Annotated in this window: 22 protein-coding genes; 14 read left to right on the top strand and 8 right to left on the bottom strand. The window is 71.7% G+C overall.

Annotated elements, in window-relative coordinates:
* Positions 1-391: 391 nt before the first annotated feature.
* Positions 392-1180 carry a dienelactone hydrolase family protein gene (locus FLW16_RS20560; RefSeq protein WP_142561709.1) on the bottom strand — a complete coding sequence of 263 codons (789 nt, stop codon included), beginning with the start codon at positions 1178-1180 and terminating at the stop codon, positions 392-394.
* A gap of 304 nt (positions 1181-1484) precedes the next feature.
* Complete coding sequence (locus FLW16_RS20555; protein ID WP_260615420.1) at positions 1485-2729, bottom strand: D-alanyl-D-alanine carboxypeptidase family protein; 1245 nt, start codon at positions 2727-2729, stop codon at positions 1485-1487.
* A 94-nt stretch (positions 2730-2823) separates the two neighbouring features.
* On the opposite strand from FLW16_RS20555, the gene FLW16_RS20550 reads away from it, so the two are divergent.
* The 11 genes from FLW16_RS20550 to FLW16_RS20500 all read left to right on the top strand — a co-directional run bounded on the left by FLW16_RS20550 (position 2824) and on the right by FLW16_RS20500 (position 15226).
* Complete coding sequence (locus FLW16_RS20550; RefSeq protein WP_079316017.1) at positions 2824-3024, top strand: SCO4848 family membrane protein; 201 nt, start codon at positions 2824-2826, stop codon at positions 3022-3024.
* Positions 3025-3090: 66 nt separating this feature from the next.
* Positions 3091-4263 (top strand): glutamate--cysteine ligase, encoded by a 1173-nt coding sequence (locus tag FLW16_RS20545; RefSeq protein ID WP_142561707.1) that lies wholly within the window; start codon positions 3091-3093, stop codon positions 4261-4263.
* Between the two features lie 240 nt (positions 4264-4503).
* On the top strand, positions 4504-5745 hold the full coding sequence (locus tag FLW16_RS20540) for an amidohydrolase (RefSeq protein WP_396686664.1): 1242 nt from the start codon (positions 4504-4506) through the stop codon (positions 5743-5745).
* 45 nt (positions 5746-5790) lie between these two features.
* Complete coding sequence (locus tag FLW16_RS20535; RefSeq protein ID WP_142561705.1) at positions 5791-7107, top strand: serine/threonine-protein kinase; 1317 nt, start codon at positions 5791-5793, stop codon at positions 7105-7107.
* Positions 7108-7211: 104 nt separating this feature from the next.
* Positions 7212-8240 (top strand): BMP family protein, encoded by a 1029-nt coding sequence (locus FLW16_RS20530; RefSeq protein WP_221891183.1) that lies wholly within the window; start codon positions 7212-7214, stop codon positions 8238-8240.
* A gap of 168 nt (positions 8241-8408) precedes the next feature.
* Positions 8409-9476, top strand: a complete 1068-nt coding sequence (locus FLW16_RS20525) for a BMP family protein (RefSeq protein ID WP_260615419.1) — start codon at positions 8409-8411, stop codon at positions 9474-9476.
* A gap of 101 nt (positions 9477-9577) precedes the next feature.
* On the top strand, positions 9578-11116 hold the full coding sequence (locus tag FLW16_RS20520) for an ABC transporter ATP-binding protein (protein WP_142561704.1): 1539 nt from the start codon (positions 9578-9580) through the stop codon (positions 11114-11116).
* Positions 11113-12243 carry an ABC transporter permease gene (locus tag FLW16_RS20515; protein WP_142561703.1) on the top strand — a complete coding sequence of 377 codons (1131 nt, stop codon included), beginning with the start codon at positions 11113-11115 and terminating at the stop codon, positions 12241-12243. Before FLW16_RS20520 ends, FLW16_RS20515 begins: the two co-directional genes overlap by 4 nt.
* Positions 12244-12271: 28 nt before the next feature.
* Positions 12272-13543 carry an ABC transporter permease gene (locus FLW16_RS20510; protein WP_142561702.1) on the top strand — a complete coding sequence of 424 codons (1272 nt, stop codon included), beginning with the start codon at positions 12272-12274 and terminating at the stop codon, positions 13541-13543.
* Complete coding sequence (locus tag FLW16_RS20505) at positions 13540-13929, top strand: cytidine deaminase (protein ID WP_142561701.1); 390 nt, start codon at positions 13540-13542, stop codon at positions 13927-13929. Before FLW16_RS20510 ends, FLW16_RS20505 begins: the two co-directional genes overlap by 4 nt.
* Positions 13930-13939: 10 nt before the next feature.
* Positions 13940-15226, top strand: coding sequence for a thymidine phosphorylase (locus FLW16_RS20500; RefSeq protein WP_142561700.1), 1287 nt, complete (start codon positions 13940-13942; stop codon positions 15224-15226).
* Positions 15227-15253: 27 nt separating this feature from the next.
* Here the strand turns inward: FLW16_RS20500 and FLW16_RS20495 are convergent, their stop codons facing one another.
* Positions 15254-16597, bottom strand: coding sequence for an MFS transporter (locus FLW16_RS20495; RefSeq protein ID WP_142561730.1), 1344 nt, complete (start codon positions 16595-16597; stop codon positions 15254-15256).
* Between FLW16_RS20495 and FLW16_RS20490 the strand changes: the two genes are divergently transcribed.
* On the top strand, positions 16598-17359 hold the full coding sequence (locus FLW16_RS20490) for a helix-turn-helix transcriptional regulator (protein WP_142561729.1): 762 nt from the start codon (positions 16598-16600) through the stop codon (positions 17357-17359).
* On the opposite strand, the gene FLW16_RS20485 is transcribed toward FLW16_RS20490, so the two are convergent.
* Genes FLW16_RS20485 through FLW16_RS20475 form a run of 3 tightly spaced genes read right to left on the bottom strand, consistent with a single transcriptional unit; the run spans position 17346 to position 19585 of the window.
* On the bottom strand, positions 17346-17978 hold the full coding sequence (locus FLW16_RS20485) for a LysE family translocator (protein ID WP_142561699.1): 633 nt from the start codon (positions 17976-17978) through the stop codon (positions 17346-17348). The two genes, FLW16_RS20490 and FLW16_RS20485, sit on opposite strands and share 14 nt — an antisense overlap.
* 50 nt (positions 17979-18028) lie before the next feature.
* Positions 18029-18574: an XRE family transcriptional regulator gene (locus FLW16_RS20480; RefSeq protein WP_142561698.1), complete on the bottom strand. Its 546-nt coding sequence runs from the start codon at positions 18572-18574 to the stop codon at positions 18029-18031.
* 27 nt (positions 18575-18601) lie between these two features.
* Positions 18602-19585, bottom strand: coding sequence for a helix-turn-helix transcriptional regulator (locus FLW16_RS20475; protein ID WP_142561697.1), 984 nt, complete (start codon positions 19583-19585; stop codon positions 18602-18604).
* A 40-nt stretch (positions 19586-19625) separates the two neighbouring features.
* Here FLW16_RS20475 and FLW16_RS20470 point away from each other — a divergent pair, with 40 nt between their 5' ends.
* Together FLW16_RS20470 and FLW16_RS20465 are read left to right on the top strand one after the other, a co-directional pair.
* Positions 19626-20846, top strand: a complete 1221-nt coding sequence (locus FLW16_RS20470) for an MFS transporter (protein WP_221891181.1) — start codon at positions 19626-19628, stop codon at positions 20844-20846.
* Positions 20847-20918: 72 nt separating this feature from the next.
* On the top strand, positions 20919-21737 hold the full coding sequence (locus tag FLW16_RS20465) for a VOC family protein (RefSeq protein WP_142561696.1): 819 nt from the start codon (positions 20919-20921) through the stop codon (positions 21735-21737).
* 19 nt (positions 21738-21756) lie between these two features.
* On the opposite strand, the gene FLW16_RS20460 is transcribed toward FLW16_RS20465, so the two are convergent.
* Both FLW16_RS20460 and FLW16_RS20455 read right to left on the bottom strand, forming a co-directional pair.
* The gene (locus FLW16_RS20460; RefSeq protein ID WP_260615418.1) at positions 21757-22959 is read right to left on the bottom strand and encodes a sensor histidine kinase; all 1203 of its coding nucleotides are present in this window, start codon (positions 22957-22959) and stop codon (positions 21757-21759) included.
* A 210-nt stretch (positions 22960-23169) separates the two neighbouring features.
* Positions 23170-23628 (bottom strand): MarR family winged helix-turn-helix transcriptional regulator, encoded by a 459-nt coding sequence (locus tag FLW16_RS20455; protein WP_142561694.1) that lies wholly within the window; start codon positions 23626-23628, stop codon positions 23170-23172.
* Positions 23629-23633: the final 5 nt, after the last annotated feature.

Genomic DNA, 23633 nt, shown 5'->3' with positions numbered 1-23633 from the left:
TCTCCGCGGCGAAGGACTCCAGTTGCTGCCGGACATGCGCGAGGTGCTCGGGGGTCACGCCCGCATCGCACCACTACACCCCGATGCCGACCAGCCACAAAAGGCTGACCTAACAAAGCACTACTAGGGAGTGTCTGACAAATGCTGCCCGTCGCGAGCGGGGATCCAGGTGGATGCATCGCAAGGCGGAGGAGGAGGCCATAGCGGAGCCGGGCGTCTTTCCCGGGCCCCAGGGAAATCCTGAGCCTGCGAGGGATTTTCGTGGGTGGGGCGACAACGCAGCGAGGCGCCGCCTGGGCCCCGCGCAGCAGGGCCATGATTTGTCAGACACGACCTGGCGCGTGCCCCCGGGGGCGCCGGCGCCCGCGGCCGGGCGCCGGCACCTGTCAGGTCAGGCCGGCGCCGTGCCGGCCCGGCCGAGATGGCGGGCGAGGAACCGCACCGCGCTGTCGGCCTCGAACCTGGGCGTCTCCTTGTGCCTGCCCGCGTTGGCGTGCAGTGTCTTCTCCTTCGAGGCGAAGGCGTCGAACAACGCCAGACCGGACTCGCGCGGGATGTGCTCGTCGTCCCACTGCAGCACGAACTCGATCGGGATGGTGATCAGCCTCGCCGTCTCGACCAGGAGATCGGGCCAGTGGAGGCCGAAGACCGCGGCCGTGATCCTGGGCTCGGCCGCTGCCAGCGGCACGCCGATAGCGGTGCCCATGTTCAGGCCGAAGTAGCCGACCGGCCCTTCGGCGCGGATCTCCGGCAGTTCCTGGAGCGCGTCCAGGGTCGCGCGCCATTCCGGCACGGCCTGCCGGGCCAGATGGGCGTTGTACCGGACGACGATCGGGCCTTCCGGCTCGCCCGCCGCCCTCGCCCGGAACAGCTCGGCGATCTCCTGCTCGTCGTGGGCGGTGGGGGGCCTGTCGCCGTGACCGGGCGCGTCGATGACGGCGACGTGGAAGCCGCAGCCGGTCACGAGGAGGTGCGCACGGCCCGCCATCGCCGGATGCTTCTTGTGGTTGCCGCCGCCGTGCCCCATCAACACCAGCGGAGCTCGCTCGCCGCCGGACGCGGGCGACCAGAGCACGCCGGGGATCTCGTTCACGGTGCCGTTCAGCGGGGCGTTCAGGATGAAATCGCGTTCGACGACGCCGTTCGACGAGGTCTCGCCGGTGAATCGAAGAGAGTGCACAGATTTGTCCTTCGGGGAGTGCCTTGTCACCACGGCGCTCCCGGCGACCCCTACGTCGATCGCCCGACCGTGAAGACGAGGGGGAGCACCCACATCGATACAGCGTTCATGGGTCTCACCTCCTCGCGTGATGTCACGGTTCTCGCACGCTACAGCCCGGGGCCGCACCCCGCGCAACCCTTTTTCCGCCCGCCGGCGCCGAACGCCGGGGGGACGGCGCGGCTGACGGCCGGGTCTGGGACGGCATGCATGCGCGCCGCCTGCGGCGGTGTCGCGGCGGCCTAGGCGGCCGTGTTCCTGGGCTCTAGGCGGCCGTGTCCCTGCGGCCGCGCCGGCGCAGACCGTACGCGCCGAGGGCGAGGACCACGAGGGCGCCGCCGCCGATCAGCAAGGGGGTGGTCACGCCCGCACCCTTCGAGGCGGAGTCCTCTCCGCGCGCCTTGGCCGCGTCGGCCGCGCCCGGCGTCGCGGAGGGCCGTACGGCCAGGGGAGAGGAGGAAGGCTTGGGATCGGGCGCCGGGCCGACCAACTGGCCCACGGGGGCCGCCTTGCCCCTCGCGGCGAAGCCCCAGTCGAGCAGCTTGCCGACCTCCTCCCAGAAACCGCCGGGGTGATGCATGATCACGACGAGGATGGTGTGGCCGTCACGCCGGGCCGCCCCCACGAAGCTGCCCAGGGCCTTGGACGTCCAGCCGTTCTTGACGCCGAGCATGCCCTTGTAGCTGCCCAGGAGCCGGTTGTGGTTGGCCATCTCGTAGTAGGCGGGCGCGGGAGACTCGCTGGCCTCGGAGTCGTCGCCGCGCTTCTTCTTTTTCTTCTTCAGGTAGTCCTTGGGCGCGGGGAACTTGGCGACCTTCGTGCTGATGTACTCGCGGAAGTCCGGGATCGCCAGCCCGGCCCGCGCGATCAGGGCGAGGTCGTAGGCCGAGCTGCGCTGGCCCGGGGCGTCCAGGCCGTTCGGCGTCTTGGCCACCGTGTCGTACGCCTGGAGCTTGCGCGCCTCGGTGTTCATGTCGGCGAGCGTCTTCTTCAGGCCGCCGTTCGCCTCGGCGAGCGCGACCGCGGCGTCGTTGGCGGACACCATGAGGAGCGCCCGCATGAGGTCGTCGATTTTGTAGATCGGCTCGGGGACGATGCCGACGGCGCTGCCCTCCACGTTGCACGCCTCGTCGCTCGGCTTGATCTTGCGGTTCTTGTCGAGCTTGGGGATCAGCGTGACGGCCGTCAGCGTCTTGAGCGTGCTCGCGGGCAGGTAGTGCCCGTGCGGGTCCTTGGCCGCGAGCACCGCGCCGGTGTCGGCGTCGGCCACGACGTACGCGCTGGCCTCGGTCTTGGGCGGGGCTTTGATCCCGGCGGGCCGGATGATCCCGTGGCCGGCGAGCAGGTCCCCGCCCACCGTCCCGTTCCCCGTCGCCGCCATGCCGGTCTCCCGCGGCGTCAGGTCCGGCACGGCCCGCGCGCCCGCGGCGCGAGGGGCGCCGAGCAGCGCCGTCGTCAGCACTCCCGCCGTCGTCACGGTCGCGGCGAGAGCCCGCAGGTTCGTCCCCATAGGTCGCTCAGCCTAGCCTTGACTGCCTTCGCATGAAGCGACATATGCCCCATATGCCACAGGGCCACGCAGGTGGCCGCCCGATACTGTGTGCATGACGAGACGTGTATCGATCTTTCTCGTGGCACTCGCCGCTTTCATGATCTTCGAATGGATCAACCTCGGCTTCAACCTCGCCGACGGGCACGAGACTTCCTTCTACGTCGTCCACGGCGTACTCATCGCGGTGAACATCCTCCTGGCACTGGCGCTCGGGGCGGTCGGCGTGCGGGGATGGATGAAGGGTAGGGCCTGAGCCTGGAAGGACCTTGTCCCCTGTGACCTGAGGGTCCACAGGGACCGAACGTGATGGAGGCAAGCTTTGACGATCGACTTCAACCCCTCGCGTGGCGCGACCCTCGGCGTCGAGTGGGAGCTTCAGCTCGTCGACCGGCATACGCGTCATCTCCGCCAGGACGCCAAGGAGGTGCTCGCCGCGGTTCCCGACCTCAGTGAGGGGCAGCGGCCCAAGGCCATGCACGAGCTCATGCAGTCGCAGGTCGAGATCATCACCGACGTCTGCCACACGGTGGCCGAGGCGGTGCAGGACCTGAAGAAGAGCATCGGCCGGCTGACCGAGGCCGTCGAGCCGCGCGGCATCGGGCTCGCCTGCACGGGAACCCACGCGATCAGCGACTGGCGCGACGCGGTCTACGCGCCGAGCCAGCGCTACGTGGAGCTGGTCGAGGACCTGCAGTGGCTCGCCTGGCGGATCCAGACGTTCGGCGTGCACGTCCACGTGGGGGTCAAGGAGCGGGACAAGGTCATTCCGATCGTCAACGCCCTCGCGGCCTACCTGCCGCACTTCCTCGCGCTCACCTCCTCCAGCCCCTATTGGGGCGGGCAGGACACCGGGCTGGCGTCGAGCCGGGCCATCGTCTTCGGCTCACTGCCCACGGCCGGGCCGCCGCACCTGCTGGCCGACTGGACCGAGTTCGAGGAGTACATGGACACGCTGCTGCGGGCGGGCACGATCCGCAGCATCAAGGAGGTGTGGTGGGACATCCGGCCGCATCCCGACTTCGGCACGATCGAGATCCGGATGTTCGACGGCATCCCGACGCCGCGCGAGGTGGGCATGGTGGCCGCGCTGTCCCAGTGCCTCGTGCAGCAGTTCGATCAGCAGATCGACCGGGGATACAAGCTGCCGCATCCGGCGGCGTGGGTGGTGCGCGACAACAAGTGGCGCGCCACGCGCTACGGCCTCGACGCGGACGTCATCACCGACGACCATGGCTCCACGGCGCCGATGCGCGACGTATTGTATGAACTTCAGCGTGAACTCGAACCCGTCGCCGAGCGGCTCGGCTGTGCCGACGAACTGGCGGTCGTGACCGAGGTGCTGGAGCAGGGGAGCTCATCCGAGCGCCAGCGGGCGATCCTCGCCGACGGAGGGACCCTCCAGGACGTGGTCGACGCCACGGTCATCGAGCTCGCCGAGGACAGGTTCGTCACCTCGAACCCCAATCGTGAGATCGGACAATCGGGCGCCTGACGGGGTAGGCCTGATATGTCCGGTAACAGTGCCTCAGTTCTGACAACGTGCGGAGGCCGGTGTAAATACTGGGCAATCCGCCGTATCGGAGGGTCGCGGCATGGAAGGATTGTGAATGAAGGGTCGGTGGAGGCGAGGCACGCCCGCTCGACCCTTTTGGGCTTTTTCGTGACTTTTCGTGATCATATGGACGATCCGGCGATCCGTGGCGGGACGGCGCGCCGGAGAAGGGAAAGACCCGTGGCCACCTCATCGAAGCTCGCTACGCCGGACGCGGCCGTGCCGGGAAGCAACGACCTGGCCGGACAGTTGGCGGAATTCCTTCGCGAGCACAACGATGAGCTGATCGAGTTCCGGCGCGACGTACACGCACACCCGGAGATCGCCTTCAGCGAGCATCGCACGACCGAGAAGATCGCTGAGCGGCTGACGGACGCCGGGCTCACCCCGCACCCGCTGTCGCGTGGCACCGGACTGTGGGTGGACCTCGGCCGGGACGAGGGCCCTACGGTCGCCCTGCGCGCCGACATCGACGCGCTGCCGATGGAGGACGAGAAGGACGTTCCCTACCGCTCCACGAACCCGAACGCGTGCCACGCCTGCGGCCATGACGTGCACACGGCGATCGTCGTCGGCGCCGGGCTCTTCCTGGCGTCGCAGGCCGACGCGGGAGCGCTCCCCGGCCGGGTGCGGCTGATCTTCCAGCCCGCCGAGGAGGTCGCGGGCGGCGCGCTTGAGGTCATGCGCGACGGCGGCCTCACCGAGGTCGACCGCATCTTCGCGGTGCACTGCGATCCCCGCCTCGACGTCGGTCACGTCGGCCTGCGGACCGGCCCGATCACCGGGTCCTGCGACAGCCTGCGCATCCGCGTCGCGGGCCCGGGCGGGCACACCGCCCGGCCGCACCTGACCGTGGACCTCGTCTACGCGCTCAGCAAGATCGTCACCGAGTTGCCGGCCGCGCTCTCGCGGCGCGTGGACCCCCGCTCCAGCCTCAGCCTCGTGTGGGGCCAGATCTCCGCCGGGTCCGTGGCCAACGCGATCCCGGACGTCGGGGTCGCCCAGGGCACGGTCAGGTCGCTCGACGAGGACGCCTGGCACCAGGCCCCCGACCTGGTCAAGGCCCTGCTCGACTCGGTGGCCGGCGCGTACGGCGTGGACGCCGAGATCGACTACCGGCGCGGCACGCCGCCCACGGTCAACGAGGCCACCAGCATCCAGATGCTGCACGACGCGGTCACCCAGATCATCGGCGAGGGGGCGGCCGTGCCCACGCCGCAGAGCCTCGGTGGTGAGGACTTCTCCTGGTACCTCGAGTCGGTGCCCGGCGCGCTCGCCCGGCTGGGCACCCGGCCGGTGGGCGCCGTCGACGAGGTCGACATCCACCGGCCGCAGTTCGACGTGGACGAGCGGGCGATCGGGATCGGCGTCAAGGTCCTCGCCGCCACCGCGCTGACCGCGCTGTGGGGCGGCGCCCGCTGAACCGCGTTCACCCAACCGGCCGAGCCCGCTGAGCCGTACGCCGCCATGCCCGACGTCTCCCCCCTGCGTCCCGAGGATCCCCGCCGCCTCGGGAACTACCGCCTTGACGGACGCCTGGGCGTGGGCGGCCAGGGGATCGTCTTCCGCGGCGCCGGCGCGTCGGGCGGGCCGGTGGCCGTGAAGCTCCTGCACGCGCGGCTCGACGACACCTCCGCCCGGCGCGCCTTCGCCCGTGAGATCGAGGCGGTGCGCCGGGTCGCGCCCTTCTGCACCGCCCAGGTCCTCGATGCCGACCTCGACGGCGACCGGCCGTACATCGTGAGCGAGTACGTCGACGGCCCGTCGTTACGCGAGCACGTGACGGCGGCGGGCCCGCGGACGGGCGGCGACCTCGACCGGATCGCCGTGGGGACGGCCACCGCGCTCGCCGCGATCCACCGGGCGGGGGTCGTCCACCGCGACTTCAAGCCGGGCAACGTGCTCCTGGGCTCGGACGGGCTGCGGGTCGTCGACTTCGGTATCTCCCGGCTCGCCGACGCCACCGCGACGACCGGGAATCCGGTCGGCACCCCGGCCTACATCGCGCCCGAGCAGCTCGAAGGACGACCGGCCGGGCCGCCGGCGGACGTGTTCTGCTGGGCGCTCACGCTCGTCTACGCGGCGAGCGGGCGGCACGCCTACGCCGGAGACACGTACGCGGCCGTCATGGCCCGCATCCTGTACGGCACGCCGGACCTCGGGCCGCTCACCGGCCTGCTGAAAGACCTCGTCGTGGCGTGCCTGGCCGCGGAGCCCGCCGACCGGCCGGACGCCGGACAGGTGCTGAGCGCCCTGCTCGACCGATCCCCGACGCGGCCGGGTCCGGCGCCGCCCGGACCAGTGCCGCCCGGACCCGAGGGCGCCGTGGTGGACGGGCCGACGGAGCGCGCCGGGACCGGTGGGCGCCGTCGCGGGCGGGCGCGTGTGGTCGCGCTGGTCGCCTCGCTCGCCGTCCTGGTCGCGGTGGGCGTCGCGGCGGGCGTCGCGTGGGTGCTGAAGGACCGCGAACCCGGGCGCCTGGACGGGACGTGGACGGGCGCCGCCCGCTATCCCTCGGCCGGCCGCGTCTTCCCGGTCGAAATCCGGCTGGCCTCCCCGGCGCGGATGAGGTGGGGCGCCGACCTGCACTGCTCCGGCCGTCTCACCCCCGCGAGCGGGCCGGGCGATGTGCTCGTGCTGACCCTCGACCAGGTGAAGGGCGACGCCTGTTATCCCGGAAGCGTCTCGATCACCTGGCGGGGCGAGAGCGCGGCCGACTTCGAGGTGACACGCGCGGGGGAACAGGACGCCCGATACTCGGGATCCCTTACCCGCACGAATTGACTCAAATGGGATAAATCTGTCAGAGCGTTTTGTGTGGCGCGTTCTCCCGTGCGCACAGCGGGTATCGCGGATCGTGGGACCACCATTCCGGGTTGGAGGTCCGATTGCGGGCTTTCCGGGCGGTGATGGCGGGCGTCGTCGCCGTCGCCGTGACCGCCGCCGCGGGATGCGGCGGCAGGGTGAGTACGACGTCGCCGCCCACCCGCCCGCTGCGGGTCGGGCTCGTGTACGACATCGGCGGACGGGGCGACAAGTCGTACAACGACGCCGCGGCCGCCGGAGTCGACGAGGCCAAGCGCAACCTGAGCGGCCTGCAGGTGCGGGAGGTCGAGGCCGCGCCGGGCGAGCCCGCCGTCCGGAAGGTGGAGCGGGTGCGGGCGCTCGCCGAGGCCGGCTACGACCCGATCATCGCCGTCGGCTACTCGTACGCGCCGGCGCTGGCGCGGATCGCCCCGAAGTTCCCCAGGACACGGTTCGCGATCGTGGACGAGCCGACGGTGTCCGGTCCCAACATCACCAACCTGCTGTTCGCCTCCGAGCAGGGCTCGTTCCTGATGGGCGCGGCGGCGGCGATGAAGTCCCGCACCGGCGACGTCGGCTTCGTCGGGGGCAACCGGTCGCCGCTGGTCAGGAAGTTCGAGGTCGGCTACGTCCAGGGCGTGAAGCACGTGAACCCGCGGACGCGGATCAGGATCGCCTACCTCACGGACCCGCACGACCTCAGCGGATTCGAGCGGCCGGACAAGGCGCGGCGGGCCGCTCGGCGCATGTACCGGGCGGGCGCCGACGTGGTCTACCAGGTGGCCGGGGCCTCGGGGGCCGGGGTGTTCCGCGCGGCGAAGAAGGCAGGGGCGTGGGCCATCGGCGTCGACTACGACCAGGCCAAGAGCGCCGACCCGGCCGTGCGCGACGTGATCCTGACCTCGATGATCAAAAGGATCGACGTCGCGGTCTACGACTACCTCGCCGACGTCGCCGACCAGACCGTCACCAGTGGCCGGGTCGTGTACGACCTGAAGCTCGGCGGCGTCGACTACAGCCTCACCGGCGGCCACATCACCGACATCCAGCCGCGCCTGGAGCAGCTCAAGCAGGAGATCATCCACGGCAGGGTCAAGGTTTCCCCAGGCTGACACCCTGGTCACGGTGTGGACTGGGCTCAATAACGGACATGTTGCGGACTGGTGTGCGGGTTTGGTCTATGCAGGTCAAACAACTATCTTCCGTGCAGGGTTGCCGTGCGTTCCTGCGTGCGTGCGACGAGAGTCAGACGGGCGGGGAACGGAAGGGGAGTCACGACCTTGCTCCACAATCGAGTTATCAGACTGGCCGCCGCCACCGCGGGCGGCGCCTTGCTCATGGCCGCCGCCGCGTGTGGGGGTAGCGACGACACCACCACGACCGGAGCTTCGGCCGGCGCGTCCTCCGCGCCCGCCGCCGCGCAGGTCAAGGTCGGCCTGGCATACGACATCGGTGGCCGCGGCGACGGTTCCTTCAACGACGCGGCCGCGGCCGGCCTGGACAAGGCCGAGTCGGAGCTCAAGGTCGAGAAGAAGGAGCTGGAGGCCACCCAGGGCGAGACCGACGCTCAGAAGGAGGAGCGGCTGCGCCTGCTCGCCTCCGGGGGTTACAACCCGGTCATCGCAGTGGGCTTCGCCTACTCCGGCTCCGTGGCGAAGGTCGCCAAGGAGTTCCCCGACGTCAAGTTCGCCATCGTGGACGACGACGCGGCCAAGGGCGACAACATCACGAATCTGATGTTCGCCGAGGAGCAGGGGTCGTTCCTCGTCGGGGTCGCGGCTGCGCTGAAGTCCGAGAAGGGCAACGTCGGCTTCGTGGGCGGCGTCGACGTGCCGCTGATCCACAAGTTCGAGGCGGGCTTCAAGGCCGGCGCGAAGGCCGTCAAGCCGGACATCAAGATCCAGAGCAAGTACCTCACCCAGCCCCCGGACTTCGGCGGCTTCGGTGACCCGGCCAAGGGCAAGACGGCCGCGCAGGGCATGTACGACGCCGGCGCGGACGTGGTCTACCAGGCGGCCGGCGGTTCGGGCGCGGGTGTCTTCGAGGCGGCCAAGGCCGCGAACGCGATGGCGATCGGCGTCGACTCCGACCAGGCGGCGCTCCCGGCGTACGCCGACTTCAAGGACGTGATCATCACCTCGATGATCAAGAAGGTCGACGTGGCGGTCTTCGACTTCCTGAAGAACTTCACCACCGGCGCGGTCAAGTCGGGCCCGTCGGTCTACGACCTCAAGGCGGGCGGCGTGGACTACTCCACGACCGGCGGCAAGATCGACGACATCAAGTCGAAGATCGACGAGTACAAGCAGAAGATCATTAGCGGCGAGATCACGGTCCCGACGTCCTGACCTGCGTAATCGAGGGGCCCGGAGGCACCCGCCCCGGGCCCTTTGCTCTACTCTCACTATCACTTGACCGTCACCGGGCACTCCGCGAGGAGGAGGCCGACATTACCGCCGCGACCGTTACGGAACCCGCAGTAGAACTCACCGGGATCACCAAGAGGTTCCCGGGAGTCGTCGCCAACAGCGACATCCACCTCCGCGTCGCCAAAGGGCACATCCACGCCATCGTCGGCGAGAACGGCGCGGGGAAGTCCACACTGATGAAGATCCTGTACGGGATGCAGCGCCCCGACGAGGGCGAGATCCGCGTCAACGGGTCGCCCGTGGGCTTCCACACCCCCGCCGACGCCATCTCCGCGGGCATCGGCATGGTCCACCAGCACTTCATGCTGGCCGACAACCTGACCGTGCTGGAGAACGTGGTTCTGGGCAGCGAGCCGCGCCGAGGCGGCCTCGCCCTCGACTTCGCCGCCGCGCGTAAGAAGATCAAGGAGATCTCCGACGCGTACGGCCTGGGCGTACGGCCGGACGTGCCGGTCGAGGACCTGGGGGTCGGCGACCGGCAGCGGGTGGAGATCCTGAAGGTGCTCTATCGGGGCGCCCGCATCCTGATCCTGGACGAGCCGACCGCCGTGCTCGTACCCCACGAGGTGGACGAGCTGTTCGACAACCTGCGCGGCCTGGTCCGCGAGGGGCTGACGATCCTGTTCATCTCCCACAAGCTGGACGAGGTCCTGCGAGTCGCCGACGAGATCACCGTCATCCGGCGCGGGACCACCGTGGCGACCGTGAACCCCAAGGACGTGACCTCACGCAAGCTCGCCGAGCTCATGGTCGGCAGCGAGCTGCCCAGCCCCGAGACCCGCGAGTCGACCGTCACCGACGTCGTCGCCCTGTCCGTACGCGACCTGACCGTGCGCACCGGCGACGGGCGTCCGGTGGTCGAGAACGTGAGCTTCGACATCCACAAGGGCGAGGTGCTCGGCATCGCGGGCGTCGAGGGCAACGGCCAGGCGGAACTCGTCGAGGCGATCATGGGCATGCGCCCCTGCGAGGCGGGCGCGCTCACGCTCGGCGGCGCCGACATCTCCCAGTGGTCGACGCTCAGGCGGCGCGCGGGCGGCATCGGCTACATCCCCGAGGACCGCCACAGGCACGGCCTGCTGCTGGAGTCGCCGCTCTGGGAGAACCGCATCCTCGGCCACCAGACCCGCCGGCCCAACGTCAAGGGCCCGTGGATCGACCGCGCCGGCGCGCGGGCCGACACGCGGCGCATCGTCGAGGAGTACGACGTGCGCACCCCCGGCATCGACGTGGACGCGGCCACGCTGTCCGGCGGCAACCAGCAGAAGCTGATCGTCGGGCGGGAGATGAGCGGCGACCCCGTGCTGCTCATCGCCAGCCACCCCACCCGGGGCGTGGACATCGGCGCGCAGGCGGCCATCTGGGACCACCTGCGCACCGCGCGCGCCGCCGGGCTGGCCGTGCTGCTGATCTCCGCGGACCTCGACGAGCTGATCGGGCTGTCCGACACGCTCAAGGTGATCCTGCGCGGCAGGATCGTCGCCGACGTCGATCCCGCGAACGTGACCCCCGAGCAACTGGGCTCGGCGATGACCGGTGCCGGGGAGGAGACGGTATGAACGGGTTCCTCGACCGGGTGCTCGGCCGGGTGCGGCTGGGCGGCTGGCTCGCCGTCGCCGCGCCGGTCATCGCGGTCGTCTTCGCGGTCCTGATCACCTCGGTGGTCCTGCTCGTCGCGGGCAAGGCGCCCGTGGAGGCGTTCACCACCCTCGCGGACTACGGCACCCAGCCGCGGTCGATGGCCATGATCCTCAACACCGGGGTCATGTACTACATCTCCGCGCTCGCGGTGGCCGTCGGCTTCCGGATGAACCTCTTCAACATCGGGGTGGACGGTCAGTACCGGCTCGCGGCCGTGGTCGCCGCCGGGCTCGGCGGCGCCGCCGTGGTGCCCGGGGTGCTCAACATCGTCCTCGTGATCGTCGTCGCGGTGGTCGTCGGCGCCCTGTGGGCCGCGATCGCCGGGCTGCTGCGGGTGTACCGGGGCGTGAGCGAGGTCATCTCGACCATCATGCTGAACGCGATCGCCACCGGCCTCGGGTCGTGGCTGGTCAGCGAGCACTTCGGCGTGCTGACCGGCAACGACCTCGGCACCAGGCCGATCCCCGACGACGCGCACATGCCGGGCATCCCGCTCATCGCCGGCACGCCGGTGCTGGTCAACGGGTTCATCGTGGTCGCGGTCCTGCTCGGCGTCGCGTACTGGGTGGTGCTCAACCGCACCCGGTTCGGCTTCGAGCTGCGGGCGACCGGCAAGTCCGAGTCCGCGGCGGTGGCCAGCGGCGTCAGCGTGAAGAAGATGATCGTCGTCACGATGGTCATGTCGGGGGCGGTCGCCGGTTTGATCGGCATGCCCGAGCTGCTCGGCGCCTCCTACAAGTACAGCAACAACTTCCCGGCCGGCCTCGGCTTCACGGGCATCGCGATCGCCCTGCTCGGCCGCAACAACCCGATCGGCATGGCGGTCGGCGCGCTGCTGTGGAGCTTCCTGGACAACTCGTCCAACCAGCTCCAGCTGCTCGACATCTCCAAGGAGATCGTCCAGATCATGCAGGGCGTCGTCGTGCTCTCCGTGATCATCGCGTACGAGCTGGTCCACCGCTACCGGATCGTCGCGGAGCAGCGCAGGGTCAGCCGCGAGCTCGCCGCGCCACAGGAGGCGCCGAAGGCGGAGGCGACGGCATGACAGGGCCGGACGGAATCGAGGAGACGGCATGACGGCGACGGACCTCCCGGTCGACCGCCCGGTCGAGGCGCCCCCGGCGCGGCGCTTCCGGCTGTCGGGGCCGGTGCTCCTGCTCGGCCTGGCCGGGCTCGTGGTGCTGCTGTCGGTCGCGCGGCTGGTGACCGGGGCGAACGACATCACCTCGGCGGGCACGGTCAGCGCCGCGCTCGGCCTCGCCGTGCCGATCGGGCTCGCCGGTCTCGGCGGCCTGTGGTCGGAACGGGCCGGCGTGGTCAACATCGGCCTCGAAGGCATGATGGTGCTCGGCACCTGGTTCGGGGCCTGGGGCGCCCTCCAGTTCCACAGCCCCTGGGCGGGCGTGGTCGCCGGCGCCGTCGGCGGGGCGCTGGGTGCGGCGATCCACGCCGTCGCGACCGTGACCTTCGGCGTCGACCACATCATCTCCGGCGTGGCGATCAACATCGTCGGCGTCGGCTTCACCCAGTACCTGTCCCAGCTCGTCTTCGACGGCATGCCGGGCGGCGGGACGAAGAACTCGCCGCCGCTGCCCAAGATGGGCACGGTGAGCCTGGGCTTCCTCGACGATCCGCTGCGGACCGTCGAGGCCAAGCACTGGTTCGTGCTGTCGGACTTCGCGGGCGTGCTGCGGGGCATCACCCAGGGCGTGTCCTGGTTCACGATCCTGGCGATCCTGCTGGTCCCGCTGTCGTTCTACATCCTGTGGCGCACGCCGTTCGGCCTGCGCCTGCGGGCGTGCGGCGAGCGTCCGGTCGCGGCGGAGTCGCTGGGCGTCAACGTCTACCTGTACAAGTGGGCCGCCGTGATCGTCTCCGGCGTGCTCGCCGGGCTCGGCGGCGCGTTCCTGTCGCTGGTGGCCGCGGGGATCTACCGCGACGGGCAGACGGGCGGACGCGGCTACATCGGCCTCGCCGCCATGATCTTCGGCAACTGGCGTCCCGGCGGGCTCGCCGGTGGCGCGGCGCTGTTCGGCTACACCGACGCGCTCCAGCTCCGGCAGGGCGGCATCTCCGTGCACGCGCTGCTGCTCGTCGTCGCCTTGCTGCTCGTCGCCGTGGCGGTCTACCAGCTCGTACGGCAGCGGCGCGGCGGCGCGGCACTGATCACCGGGGTCGTGGCGATCGCGGTGTTCGTGGTGTTCGCCGTGACGGACACCGTGCCGGAGCAGTTCACCTCGTTCACCCCCCACCTGACCACGCTGCTGGTGTTGTCGCTGGCCTCACAACGCCTGCGCATGCCGGCGGCCGACGGCGTTCCGTATCGAAGGGGGCAGGCGAAATGAGCATCGACTGGGAGGCGCTGCGGGTCGCGGCCCGCGAGGCCATGACCCACGCGTACGCGCCGTACTCGAAGTTTCCCGTGGGAGCCGCGGCGCTGGTCGACGACGGCCGTGTCGTGACCGGCTGCAACGTGGAGAACGCGTCGTACGGCGTGGGGTTGTGCGCCGAGTGCGGGCTGGTCTCGGCGCTGCACGCGGGCGGCGGCGGCAGGCTGGTTGCCTTCACGTGCGTGGACGGCCACGGCGAGCTGCTGATGCCGTGCGGCCGCTGCCGTCAGCTGCTGTTCGAGCACGGCGGCGCCGAGCTGCTGGTGGAGACGCCCGACGGGCCGATGCGGATGGCCGACTTCCTGCCGTTCGCCTTCGGGCCCGACGATCTGTCGCAATAAAGGGGGAAGCGTGGGGTTCGACGCGATCGAGGTCATCACCGTCAAGCGCGACCGGGGTGAGCTGTCGACCGCCCAGATCGACTGGGTGATCGGCGCGTACACACGGGGCGAGGTGGCCGACGAGCAGATGTCGGCGCTGCTGATGGCGATCCTGCTCAACGGCATGAACCGCAGGGAGATCGCGGACTGGACCCAGGCCATGATCAGGTCGGGGGAGCGGATGGACTGGTCCTCCCTCGACCGGCCCACGGCCGACAAGCACTCCACGGGCGGGGTCGGCGACAAGATCACTTTGCCGCTGGCTCCGCTGGTCGCCGCCTGCGGCGCGTACGTGCCGCAGCTGTCCGGACGGGGTCTCGGGCACACCGGCGGCACGCTGGACAAGCTGGAGTCGATCCCCGGCTGGCGGGCGTCGCTGTCGAACGACGAGATGCTCGCCGTGATCGGCTCGGCCGGGGCGGTCGTCTGCGCGGCGGGCGCTGGCCTCGCGCCCGCCGACAAGAAGCTCTACGCGCTGCGCGACGTCACCGGCACGGTCGAGTCGATCCCGCTGATCGCCTCCTCGATCATGTCCAAGAAGATCGCCGAGGGCACGGGGTCGCTCGTGCTCGACGTGAAGGCCGGCTCGGGCGCGTTCATGAAGAACGTGGACGACGCCCGGGAGCTGGCCCGGACGATGGTCGAGCTCGGCACCGACGCCGGGGTGCGCACGGTCGCCCTGCTGACCGCGATGGACCGGCCGCTGGGCCTGAAGGTGGGCAACGCGCTGGAGGTCGAGGAGGCCGTCGAGGTGCTCGCCGGCGGCGGCCCCGCCGACGTGGTCGAACTCACCGTACGGCTGGCCAGGGAGATGCTGGAGGCCGCCGCCGTCCCGGGCGCCAGGGACCCCGAGGAGGCGCTGAAGGACGGCTCGGCGATGGACGCCTGGCGGCGCATGATCGCCGCTCAGGGCGGCGACCCGGACGCGCCGCTGCCGACGGCCGCCGAGTCGGCCGTGGTCGTCGCCCCCGCCTCGGGTACGCTGCGCACGCTCGACGCGCTCAAGGTCGGCGTGGCCGCCTGGCGGCTCGGGGCCGGACGGGCCCGCAAGGAGGACCCCGTGTCGGCCGGCGCCGGGATCGTCCTGCACGCCAAGCCCGGCGAGACGGTCCGCGCCGGAGCCCCGCTGATGACCCTGTACGCCGACGAGGCCGCCAGGTTCGACCGGGCCCTCCAGGCTCTGGAGGGCGCGTACGAGATCGGCGACCGGGACGGCGCCGAGCTGCTCCCGCTGGTGATCGACCGCCTCACCGCCTGACCGGCCCACCCGAAGGGGAGGCGGACCTCACGACTGGCGCCTCGGGAGGGTGCAGGCGGCTACGGCGGTGACCAGCGCGAGGGCGGCCTCGACGAGTTCCGCGGTGACGGTGGCGGAGCCGAACCCGTGTCCGGCGGCCACCGAGAAGAACAGGGTGCCGATGCCCGCGACGCCCAGCGCTGTCGCGGTCTGCTGGGTGGTGGTCAGCACGCCGCCGGCGACGCCGGCCCGTTCCGGAGGGACGCCGGTGAGGACCAGGCCGGTCAGGGGGATTGCGATCAGCCCCTGACCGAAGCCGATCACCACCAGCGCGGGCGCCAGCGACAGCGGGGTCAGGCCGTCGTAGTCCGACCAGGCCTGCAGGGCCGTGATGGCGAAACCCGCGGCGAGCAGGAGAGCGCCGGCGACGGTCACGTACTTGCCGAACCTGGGGACCAGCCGGGGGCACAGCAGCGAGGCGGTCAGGAAGGCGATGGCGTAGGAGATGTAGGTGAGGCCCGACTCCAGAGGCCCCAGGTGCATGCCGTACTGAAGTGAGACCGTGGTCGTCAGGATCATGCCGCCGAACGCGGGGAAGAAGGCCAGCGTCGTCAGCAGGCCGCGCCGCATGCTCGGGGCGCGCAGCAGTGACGGCGGCAGCAGCGGTGCCTTGCCGTGGCGCTCCTCACGCGACTGCACGACGGCGAAGCCGACCGCGGCGAACGGCGCCGCGGCCAGGAGTACCCGGCACCACAGCGGCCAGTTCTCGTCCCGGCCGAGAGTCAGGGGCAGCATGAGCAGCAGGACGGTGGTGGCGAGCAGGGCGGTGCCCGGCCAGTCGATGGACAGGGCCTTGGGCGCGCGGCTCTCCGGGACGACGCGACGGGCGGCGAGGATGCCCAGAATGCCGATCGGGATGTTGACGAGGAAGATCGGCCGCCAGGACAGGCCGAAGAGGTCGGCGGACACCACCAGCCCGCCGAGGATCTGCCCGGCGGCCGCAGAGACGCCCAGCGTCGCGCCGAAGATCCCGATGGCCCGCCGGCGTGCCGCGCCCTGGTAGAAGACCTGGATGGTGGCCAGCACCTGCGGCACCATGAGGGCGGCGGCGCCGCCCTGGAGCACCCGCGCGACGATCAGCAGCGCGGCGTTGGGCGCGAGACCGCAGATCGCCGAGGCGACGGTGAAGCCCGCCATTCCCGTGACGAACAGTCTCCGGCGTCCGAAGGCGTCACCGAGCCGCCCGCCGATGACCAGGAGGCAGGCGTAGGCGACGGTGTAGCCGGCGACCACCAGCTCCAGCTCGGCCGGACCGGCGCCGAGAGTGCGGGAGAGAGTGGGCAGCGCGACGTTGACGACGAACACGTCGATGATGTTGAGGACGTATCCCAGCTGCCGTCCACGGGCCGCCGCAGGGCGCCCGGCCTGCGCCGGGAGGAGGTCGCCCAGCTCGCCGGCGTCGGAGTGACCTGGTACACCTGGCTGGAGCAGGGGCGGCCGATCAACGTCTCGGCCCAGGTCATCGACGCGATCGCCCGGGCGCTGCGGCTGGACAACGACGAGATCGCCCATCTGTTCACCCTGGCGGGGCTGCCCGCACCCACCGTCGTCAGCGAGGACGAGGTCATCGCCGCGTCGCTGTCGGCCATCCTCGACGGCCTCGATCCGCTGCCCGCCTACGCCGTCTCCGCCCGGTACGACTTTCTGGCGTGGAACCGTTCCTGCACGACGCTGATGGGCGACTTCGCCCGGCTGGCTCCGCACCGCCGCAACATGCTGTGGCTGCTGTTCGCCGAGCGGTCTTTACGCGAGCTGGTGGGCGGCTACGACACCGAGACCGGAACCCAGTGCGTGGCCAGGTTCCGCCGGAACTTCGCCGCCCACATCGGTGACCCCGCCTGGCAGGCTCTGGTCGACGAGCTGTACGAACGGTCCGAGGAGTTCCGCCGGCTGTGGGACCGGCACGACGTCGCCTCGAACTCCTCCAAGATCAAGGACTTCCGCCACCCCGTGGCCGGCCGTCTCCGCCTCGCGTCCACCACGCTCTGGCTGGCGGACCAGCCCGGGGCGCGCCTGGTCGTCTACAACCCCGTGGACAGCCATGGCCGGGAACTCCTCGAACGGCTGACGTGCCGCACCGTCAGCGGGGGATGAGCAGCGCGCCCATGCCGACGAACAGGCCGCCGGTGAGCAGGTCGAGCCTCTTCCTCAGCCGCCGGTAGCCCCTGGTGATCCACGGGCTGCCGGCCAGGAAGGCCACAGTGGAGAACCAGGCGAACGCGACGGCCAGCATCGCGCCGAGCGTGACCGCCCGCATGACGAGGTCCGTACGGTGCGGGAGCAGACTGGCGAACAGGGCACCGAAGAAGACCAGGGCCTTGGGGTTGGCGAGGTTGGTCAGCAGCCCGGCGCGCCACTCGCGCAGCCTGCCCGGATGGTGCGCGGCGATGGCCGGCGCCGCGTCGTCGTCGGCCTGGGATGACTCCTTGCGGGCCGCGCGGATGGTCGCGACGCCGAACGCGACGAGGAACAGCGCGCCGGCGACGCGGGCGGCGGTGTAGAGCCACTCGAACCGCTGGAGGAGCACGGTGACGCCGAACAGACCGGCGACCGCCCACACTCCGATGCCGGTGACGACGCCCGCGGCCACGCGTACGCCGCTGCGCCGCGACCCGCCGGCCGAGTATCTGAGCACGATGAGGAAGTCGGGGCCCGGGCTCATCACGACCAGGATCCAGACGCCGAGCAGGGGGAGCAGCGGTAACCACGACATGGGCGGGTCCTTCCTGGCCGGTCCGGCCGGCCGTGGACGGTTTGATCGGCTCAGCCGGTCACGGGCGAGGCGATGACGACCGTGACGTCCGCAGGGCCGTCGCCGGTGTGATAGCGGTGCGGGCGGTCGCCCGCGAAGGCCAGCAGGTCGCCCGGCCCGAGGAGGCGCGGGTCGTCGTCCGGGCCGGCCGTGATCTCGCCCGCGGCGACGAGCAGGTGCTCGACGGTGCCGGGCGCGTGCGGGATGCCGTCGAGGTCGGTGTGCGGCGGCATACGCAGCCGCCACAGCTCCAGGCTGTGTCCGCTGCCGATCCGGCGCAGCAGTTCGCGCGTCGGGCCGTCGGCGGCCGCGGGCGTCGAGGGCAGGTGGACGGGACCGGCGTCGGTGTCCCTGGTCAGCAGGTCGGTCAGGGGGATGTGCAGCGCCAGGGCGACGGCTTCCAGCGTCTCGATGGTCGGATTGCCGGTGCCCGCCTCCAGGCTGGACAGCGTCGCCTTGCCGAGACCGGCCCGGCGGGCGAGCTCGGCCGCGCTCATCCCGCGCTGCGCCCGGCGCAGCCGGATCTGCGCGCCGATCGCGGCCGCCGCCCCGCTCATGACGGCATCTTCAACGGAACCATACGTTCACTCTACCGAACGCTGATCCGCGTCGCTTACCGCGAGGGCGTCCCCGAGGGGGGTGCGGTAGTACAGGACCGACCGCCCGGCCCGGCGGCGCCGTACGAGACCGGCGTCGAGGAGCACCTTGAGGTGGCGGCCCACCGACCCCAGCCCCTGGCCGGTCAGCGCCACGAGATGGGTCGTGCTCTTCGGCGCGGCGAGCAGCACGAGCACCCGCGCCCGCGCCGGACCGAGCAGCGTGCCGAGCGACTCGGGCACCGGCGCCCGGTCCGGCTCGGCCAGCGTTCCCGCGCAGGGGTAGACCAGGGCGTAGTTGCGGCCTTCCGTCCAGGCGGTCCACGCCTGGCGGGGGGTGACCGGGACGAACATCAGCCTCGCCCCGCCGATCTGCCTCGGCGGGTAGTCGTAGGTGTTGATCTGCAGCCGGTTGCCGCCGAGCCAGCGCATCCCCTTGCGCATGTCGTTCAGCGCGGCGGCCCAGCCGCCCTGGCTGACATGGCCCACGCGGGCGACGATGTCGGCCTCCATGATCCGCCGGCGACGCGGCCAGTCGGGCAGCACGGTCCGCGTCCACACCCACTCCAGCAGGCCGGCCGCGCGCTCGGGCAGGTCGGCACGGCGCAGCGGCTCCGGCAACGGGCCGCGCAGCGCCACCTCGATGTCGGCGTGCGCGGTCTCGGGCGGGGTCGCGCGGACGCGGGCCAGTTCCTCCTCGAAGGCGGGCTCGCCCTCGCCGGTCGGAGCGGGCGTGAGGAAGTCGGCGGTCCAGTTGCGTCCCCGCGCGGCCTTCAGCAGCAGCGCCGTGATCGGGTCGCCGGCGAGGCGGGACCGGTAGGCGGGCAGGTGGGCGTCGAGCCATGCCCGCTCGCCCGGATGCGCGGCCGACGCCCTCTCCAGGGTGAACAGGCAGGCGGTCGCCTCGGCCAGCGGGGAGATCACGAACCGGCTCTCCGCGAGGGTGTCGGCGTTGACCAGCCACCAGCCCATGTTTCGCCTCCCCGCGAAACAATAACGGGGGAGCGCGGCGGTGATCGAGGCTCCCGTCATGCGCACCTATCGGGAACTGTTCCGCACCCCCGAATTCACACCCTTGTTCACCGTCGCCTCCGCGCAGGTGGCGGCCTCGACCGTGAGCGGTTTGGCGCTCGGCACGCTCGTGTACGGCGCGACGGGGTCGCCGCTGCTGTCGGCCCTGAGCATGTTCGGCTCGTCCTTCGCGCAGGTGCTCGGGGCGACGGTGCTGCTGTCGGCCGCCGACAGGCTGCCCCCGCGCGCCGCGATGACGGCGCTGGCGCTGGTCCACTGCGCCGGCACAGCCGCGCTCGCCGTGCCCGGGCTGCCGCTGTGGGCGGTGTTCGCCGTCGTCCTCGGCATGGGGCTCGCCGCCTCCCTCGGCGGCGGAGTCCGGTTCGGGCTGCTCAACGAGATCCTGCCCAGGGACGGATACCTGCTGGGCCGCTCGGTGCTCAGCATGTCGGTCGGCGTGCAGCAGATCATCGGCTTCGTCACCGGAGGCGTGCTCATGACCGCGCTGTCCCCGCGCGGCACCCTGCTCGCAGGGGCGGGGTTGTATCTCGCCGCCGCGTCCGTCGCCCGGTGGGGGCTCACGGCCCGCCCGCCGCGCGCGCAGGGACGGCCCTCGCCCGCCGAGACGTGGCGGATCAACCGCGCGCTCTGGTCGTCCGGGTCGCGCCGCCGCCTCTACCTGGCTCTGTGGGTGCCGAACGGCCTGATCGTCGGCTGCGAGTCGCTGTACGTCGCCTACGACTCCCGGCACGCCGGGCCGCTGTTCGCCTGCGCCGCCGCCGGGATGCTCGCCGGTGACACGCTGATGGGGCGGTTCGTCCCCAAGCGGTGGCGCGAGCGGCTGAGCGCTCCGCTGCGGCTGCTGCTCGCCGTGCCGTACCTGGTCTTCCTCTTCCACCCGTCCCTGCCGGTCGCGGTCGCCGCCGTCGTGCTCGCCTCGGCCGGATATTCGGCCGGCCTGCTGCTCCAGGAACGGCTCATGGCCGTCACTCCGGAGGAGATGAGCGGGCAGGCGCTCGGGCTGCAGTCGTCCGGCGTGCTCACCATGCAGGGCGTCGGCGCGGCGGCCGCGGGGGCGGTGGCCCAGTTCACCTCGGCCGCGGCCGCCATGGGCGTGATGGCGGTGGCCTCCGTCGCGGTCACCCTCGCGCTGGCGCCCGGCCTGCGGGCCGACGCGGCCGCACAGGCCCGCTCCTCCGTGCCTGCCGGGAGAGCGGCGTGATCAGCCGTACGAGACGGTGTGCCAGGGTGGTCCTGCCGCGCCGGACCGGCCGGACGCGCAGAGGGGAGAGCCATGTCCGATCACCGGGGCATCCGGCATGTCGCGATCGGCGTCGCCGACCTGGGCCGCTCGCTCGACTTCTACCGCGACCTGCTGGATCTCGCCCCCGCCGAGGGGCCGGAGGGAAGCCCGGGTGTCGCCTGGCTGGCGGCGGGGTCCGTGCTGCTCGAACTGGTCGAGACGGGCGACGGCGATCTCGGCGGCTGGGTGAACGACGACCTCCAGCGCGGCATCCGGCACATCGGTTTCAAGGTCGGCGACGTCGATCTGCGGGCCGAGCGCGTCCGCGACGCCGGGGTGCCCTTCACGCTGCCGCCCCTCGACGCGGTCGGCGGCGTGCGCATCGCGTTCTTCCAGGACCCGGACGGCACCCATCTGGAGATCACGGACAACTATCTCCGGTATCACCGGGTCGCCTCGCCGGAACTGGCCGAGCGGGAACGCCTCGCCGCCCTGAGCAGGCCGCGTACGGCGCCGCCGGTCTTCGACCACGTGGCGGTCACGTCCGCCGACCTCGATGTCGCGCTGGCCTTCTACCGGGACACGCTCGGCTACGAGGTCGTCGGCCAGATAACGCAGGACCAGGACCCGCGAGGCTTCCTGATCACATACCTGCTGGCCGGGGACGCGGTCCTGGAGGTGTTCACGTTCACCGCCCCCACGACCGCGAGCCCGTGGACCCCCGACCCGTGCCGGAGGGGGTTCCGGCACGTCGCCGTCGCCGTCCAGGACCCGGAGGAGGCGGCCGTGCGGCTGACGGAGGCGGGCGCGAGGGCGGCTCACGACGATGTGCTGGTGGACGCGGACGGCGTGCCCCTCGTGATCGTCTGACCCCGCCGCCTTCCCGTGGTCAGACGGGGTGCCGGGCGTCGACCGGCAGCGGGAGCAGGGCCTCGACCACGCTTCCGCCCCCGGGCCGGGAGGTGATCGCGCAGGTGCCGCCGAGTTCGGCCGCACGCTCGCGCATGGACGCCGTCCCGACTCCGGCGCGTGCCGCCGAGGGCAGCCCTGCGCCGTCGTCGCTGATCCGGACCCGCAACGTGGAGGTCCGTGTCACCTCCACCTCCGCCGCGCCGGCGCGGGCGTGCCTGCGGACGTTGGTGAGCGCCTCCTGCACGATGCGGTAGACGGCCGTCTCCACGGCGGACGACAGACCGGCCAGGTCGCCCGACACCGTGACCCGGGTCGCGGGCGGCCCCTCCGCGGCGAGTGCCCGGATCGCCCCTTCCAAACCGAGACCGTCCAGCGCCGGGGGACGCAGGCCGTACACGAGCCTGCGAATGTCCCCCGCGACGGCGTCCATCCCCGTGCGCAGGTCGGCGAGCAGGTGGTCGGCGGCCTTCGCCGAGTCCTGCAGCGTGATCCGGGCCATGTTGATCGTCATGGCCATGGTGCTCAGCGTCTGTCCGAGGCCGTCGTGCAGGTCGCGGCGGATCCGCCGGCGCTCCTCCTCCCGCGCGGCCAGGACGCGCTCCCGCGAGCGCCGCAGATCGGCGGACACCCGCACCGCGTGCGCCGCGTCGGCGGCGTAGGGCGCGAGCGCGGCCAGCACCCGATCGTGTGCGAGAGCGAACCGGCGCGGTCCCCGCGAGCCGACGAGGAGGCTGCCCACCAGCTCGCCGTGCCAGACGAGCGGGATCCGCCGGGGATTGGCGCCGACGTCGCCGCTCTCCAGACGGCCGGGCAGCCCGTCGGTGACCTCCACGGCCACGCCGGTGACGCCCAGGTTGTCACGGAGTGCGCCGACCACGGACGCCAGCGCCTCGGCCGGCCCCGCCTGGCGCAGCCGCTCGACGAGCCCTTCGGTGAGAAGCCGGGGATCGCCCACGCCGCCGTACGGCGTCCGCCGCGCCCGCCGCCGGAGCGCGCGCCACAGGCGGGCGAGGAGGCTGCCGGACAGCCCGGCGGCCAGCACGCCCACGAGTCCGGCGGCGCCGACGCCGGCCAGATCGAGACCGGTGGCCGGCGAGGCGACCGTAGCGGGGACGAGCATGCCGGCAGGTGCGAGCGCGGCGGCCGGCGCCGCCTGGCCGATCACTGCTGTGGCCCACATGGCCGGTGCGGGGTGGGGGACGAGCTCACGACGGGTACTCCTCGGTGGCCGGCGGACCATCCGCCGCCTACCGAGAACGATGACCGAGTTCTGTCCCGGTCCGCATGAGCCTGCTGTCCTCTTCCGGCATGGCGCTTGTCCCGTTCGTACGGGACGCGGACCGCGAAGAGGGTCCCGCCTGCTCACGTGTCGTGGGCCGGCACCCCTGCGTCAGACGGGACGAGACGCCTCGTCAGGGACGGGCGGCGCGTAGCCGGCGTTCACGAGGTGGGGGAACAGGTGCGCGGACAGGACGGCCCGATGGGCGGGGGTCGCCTCCGCGTGCCGTCGCCGGCCCTCCTCGGTGACGTGCACGAACACCCCGCGCCGGTCCGCCTCGCACAGGGCGCGGGCGACCAGTCCCTCGCGTTCGAGACGGGCGATGAGGCGCGACAGAGCGCTCTGACTCAGATGGACCTGGTCGGCGAGCTCCTGCACGCGGAACTTGACCGCCCCCGGCTCCGCGCAGGGGGACTGGGCCTCCACGAGGCGCTCCAGCACCTCGAACTCGCTCACGCCGAGCCCGTGCTTGTCGCTCAGCTCCCGCTCCAGCGCGCACGACACCTCCGCGTGCCGGGCGAGCAGTTCGCGCCAGGCCATGACCACGAAGCCGGTGTCGATGTCGTTCATGCGAG

The sequence above is a fragment of the Microbispora sp. KK1-11 genome (assembly GCF_006874435.1).
Lineage (GTDB): Bacteria > Actinomycetota > Actinomycetes > Streptosporangiales > Streptosporangiaceae > Microbispora > Microbispora catharanthi.
This window is presented reverse-complemented; position numbering and strand designations above follow the sequence as displayed.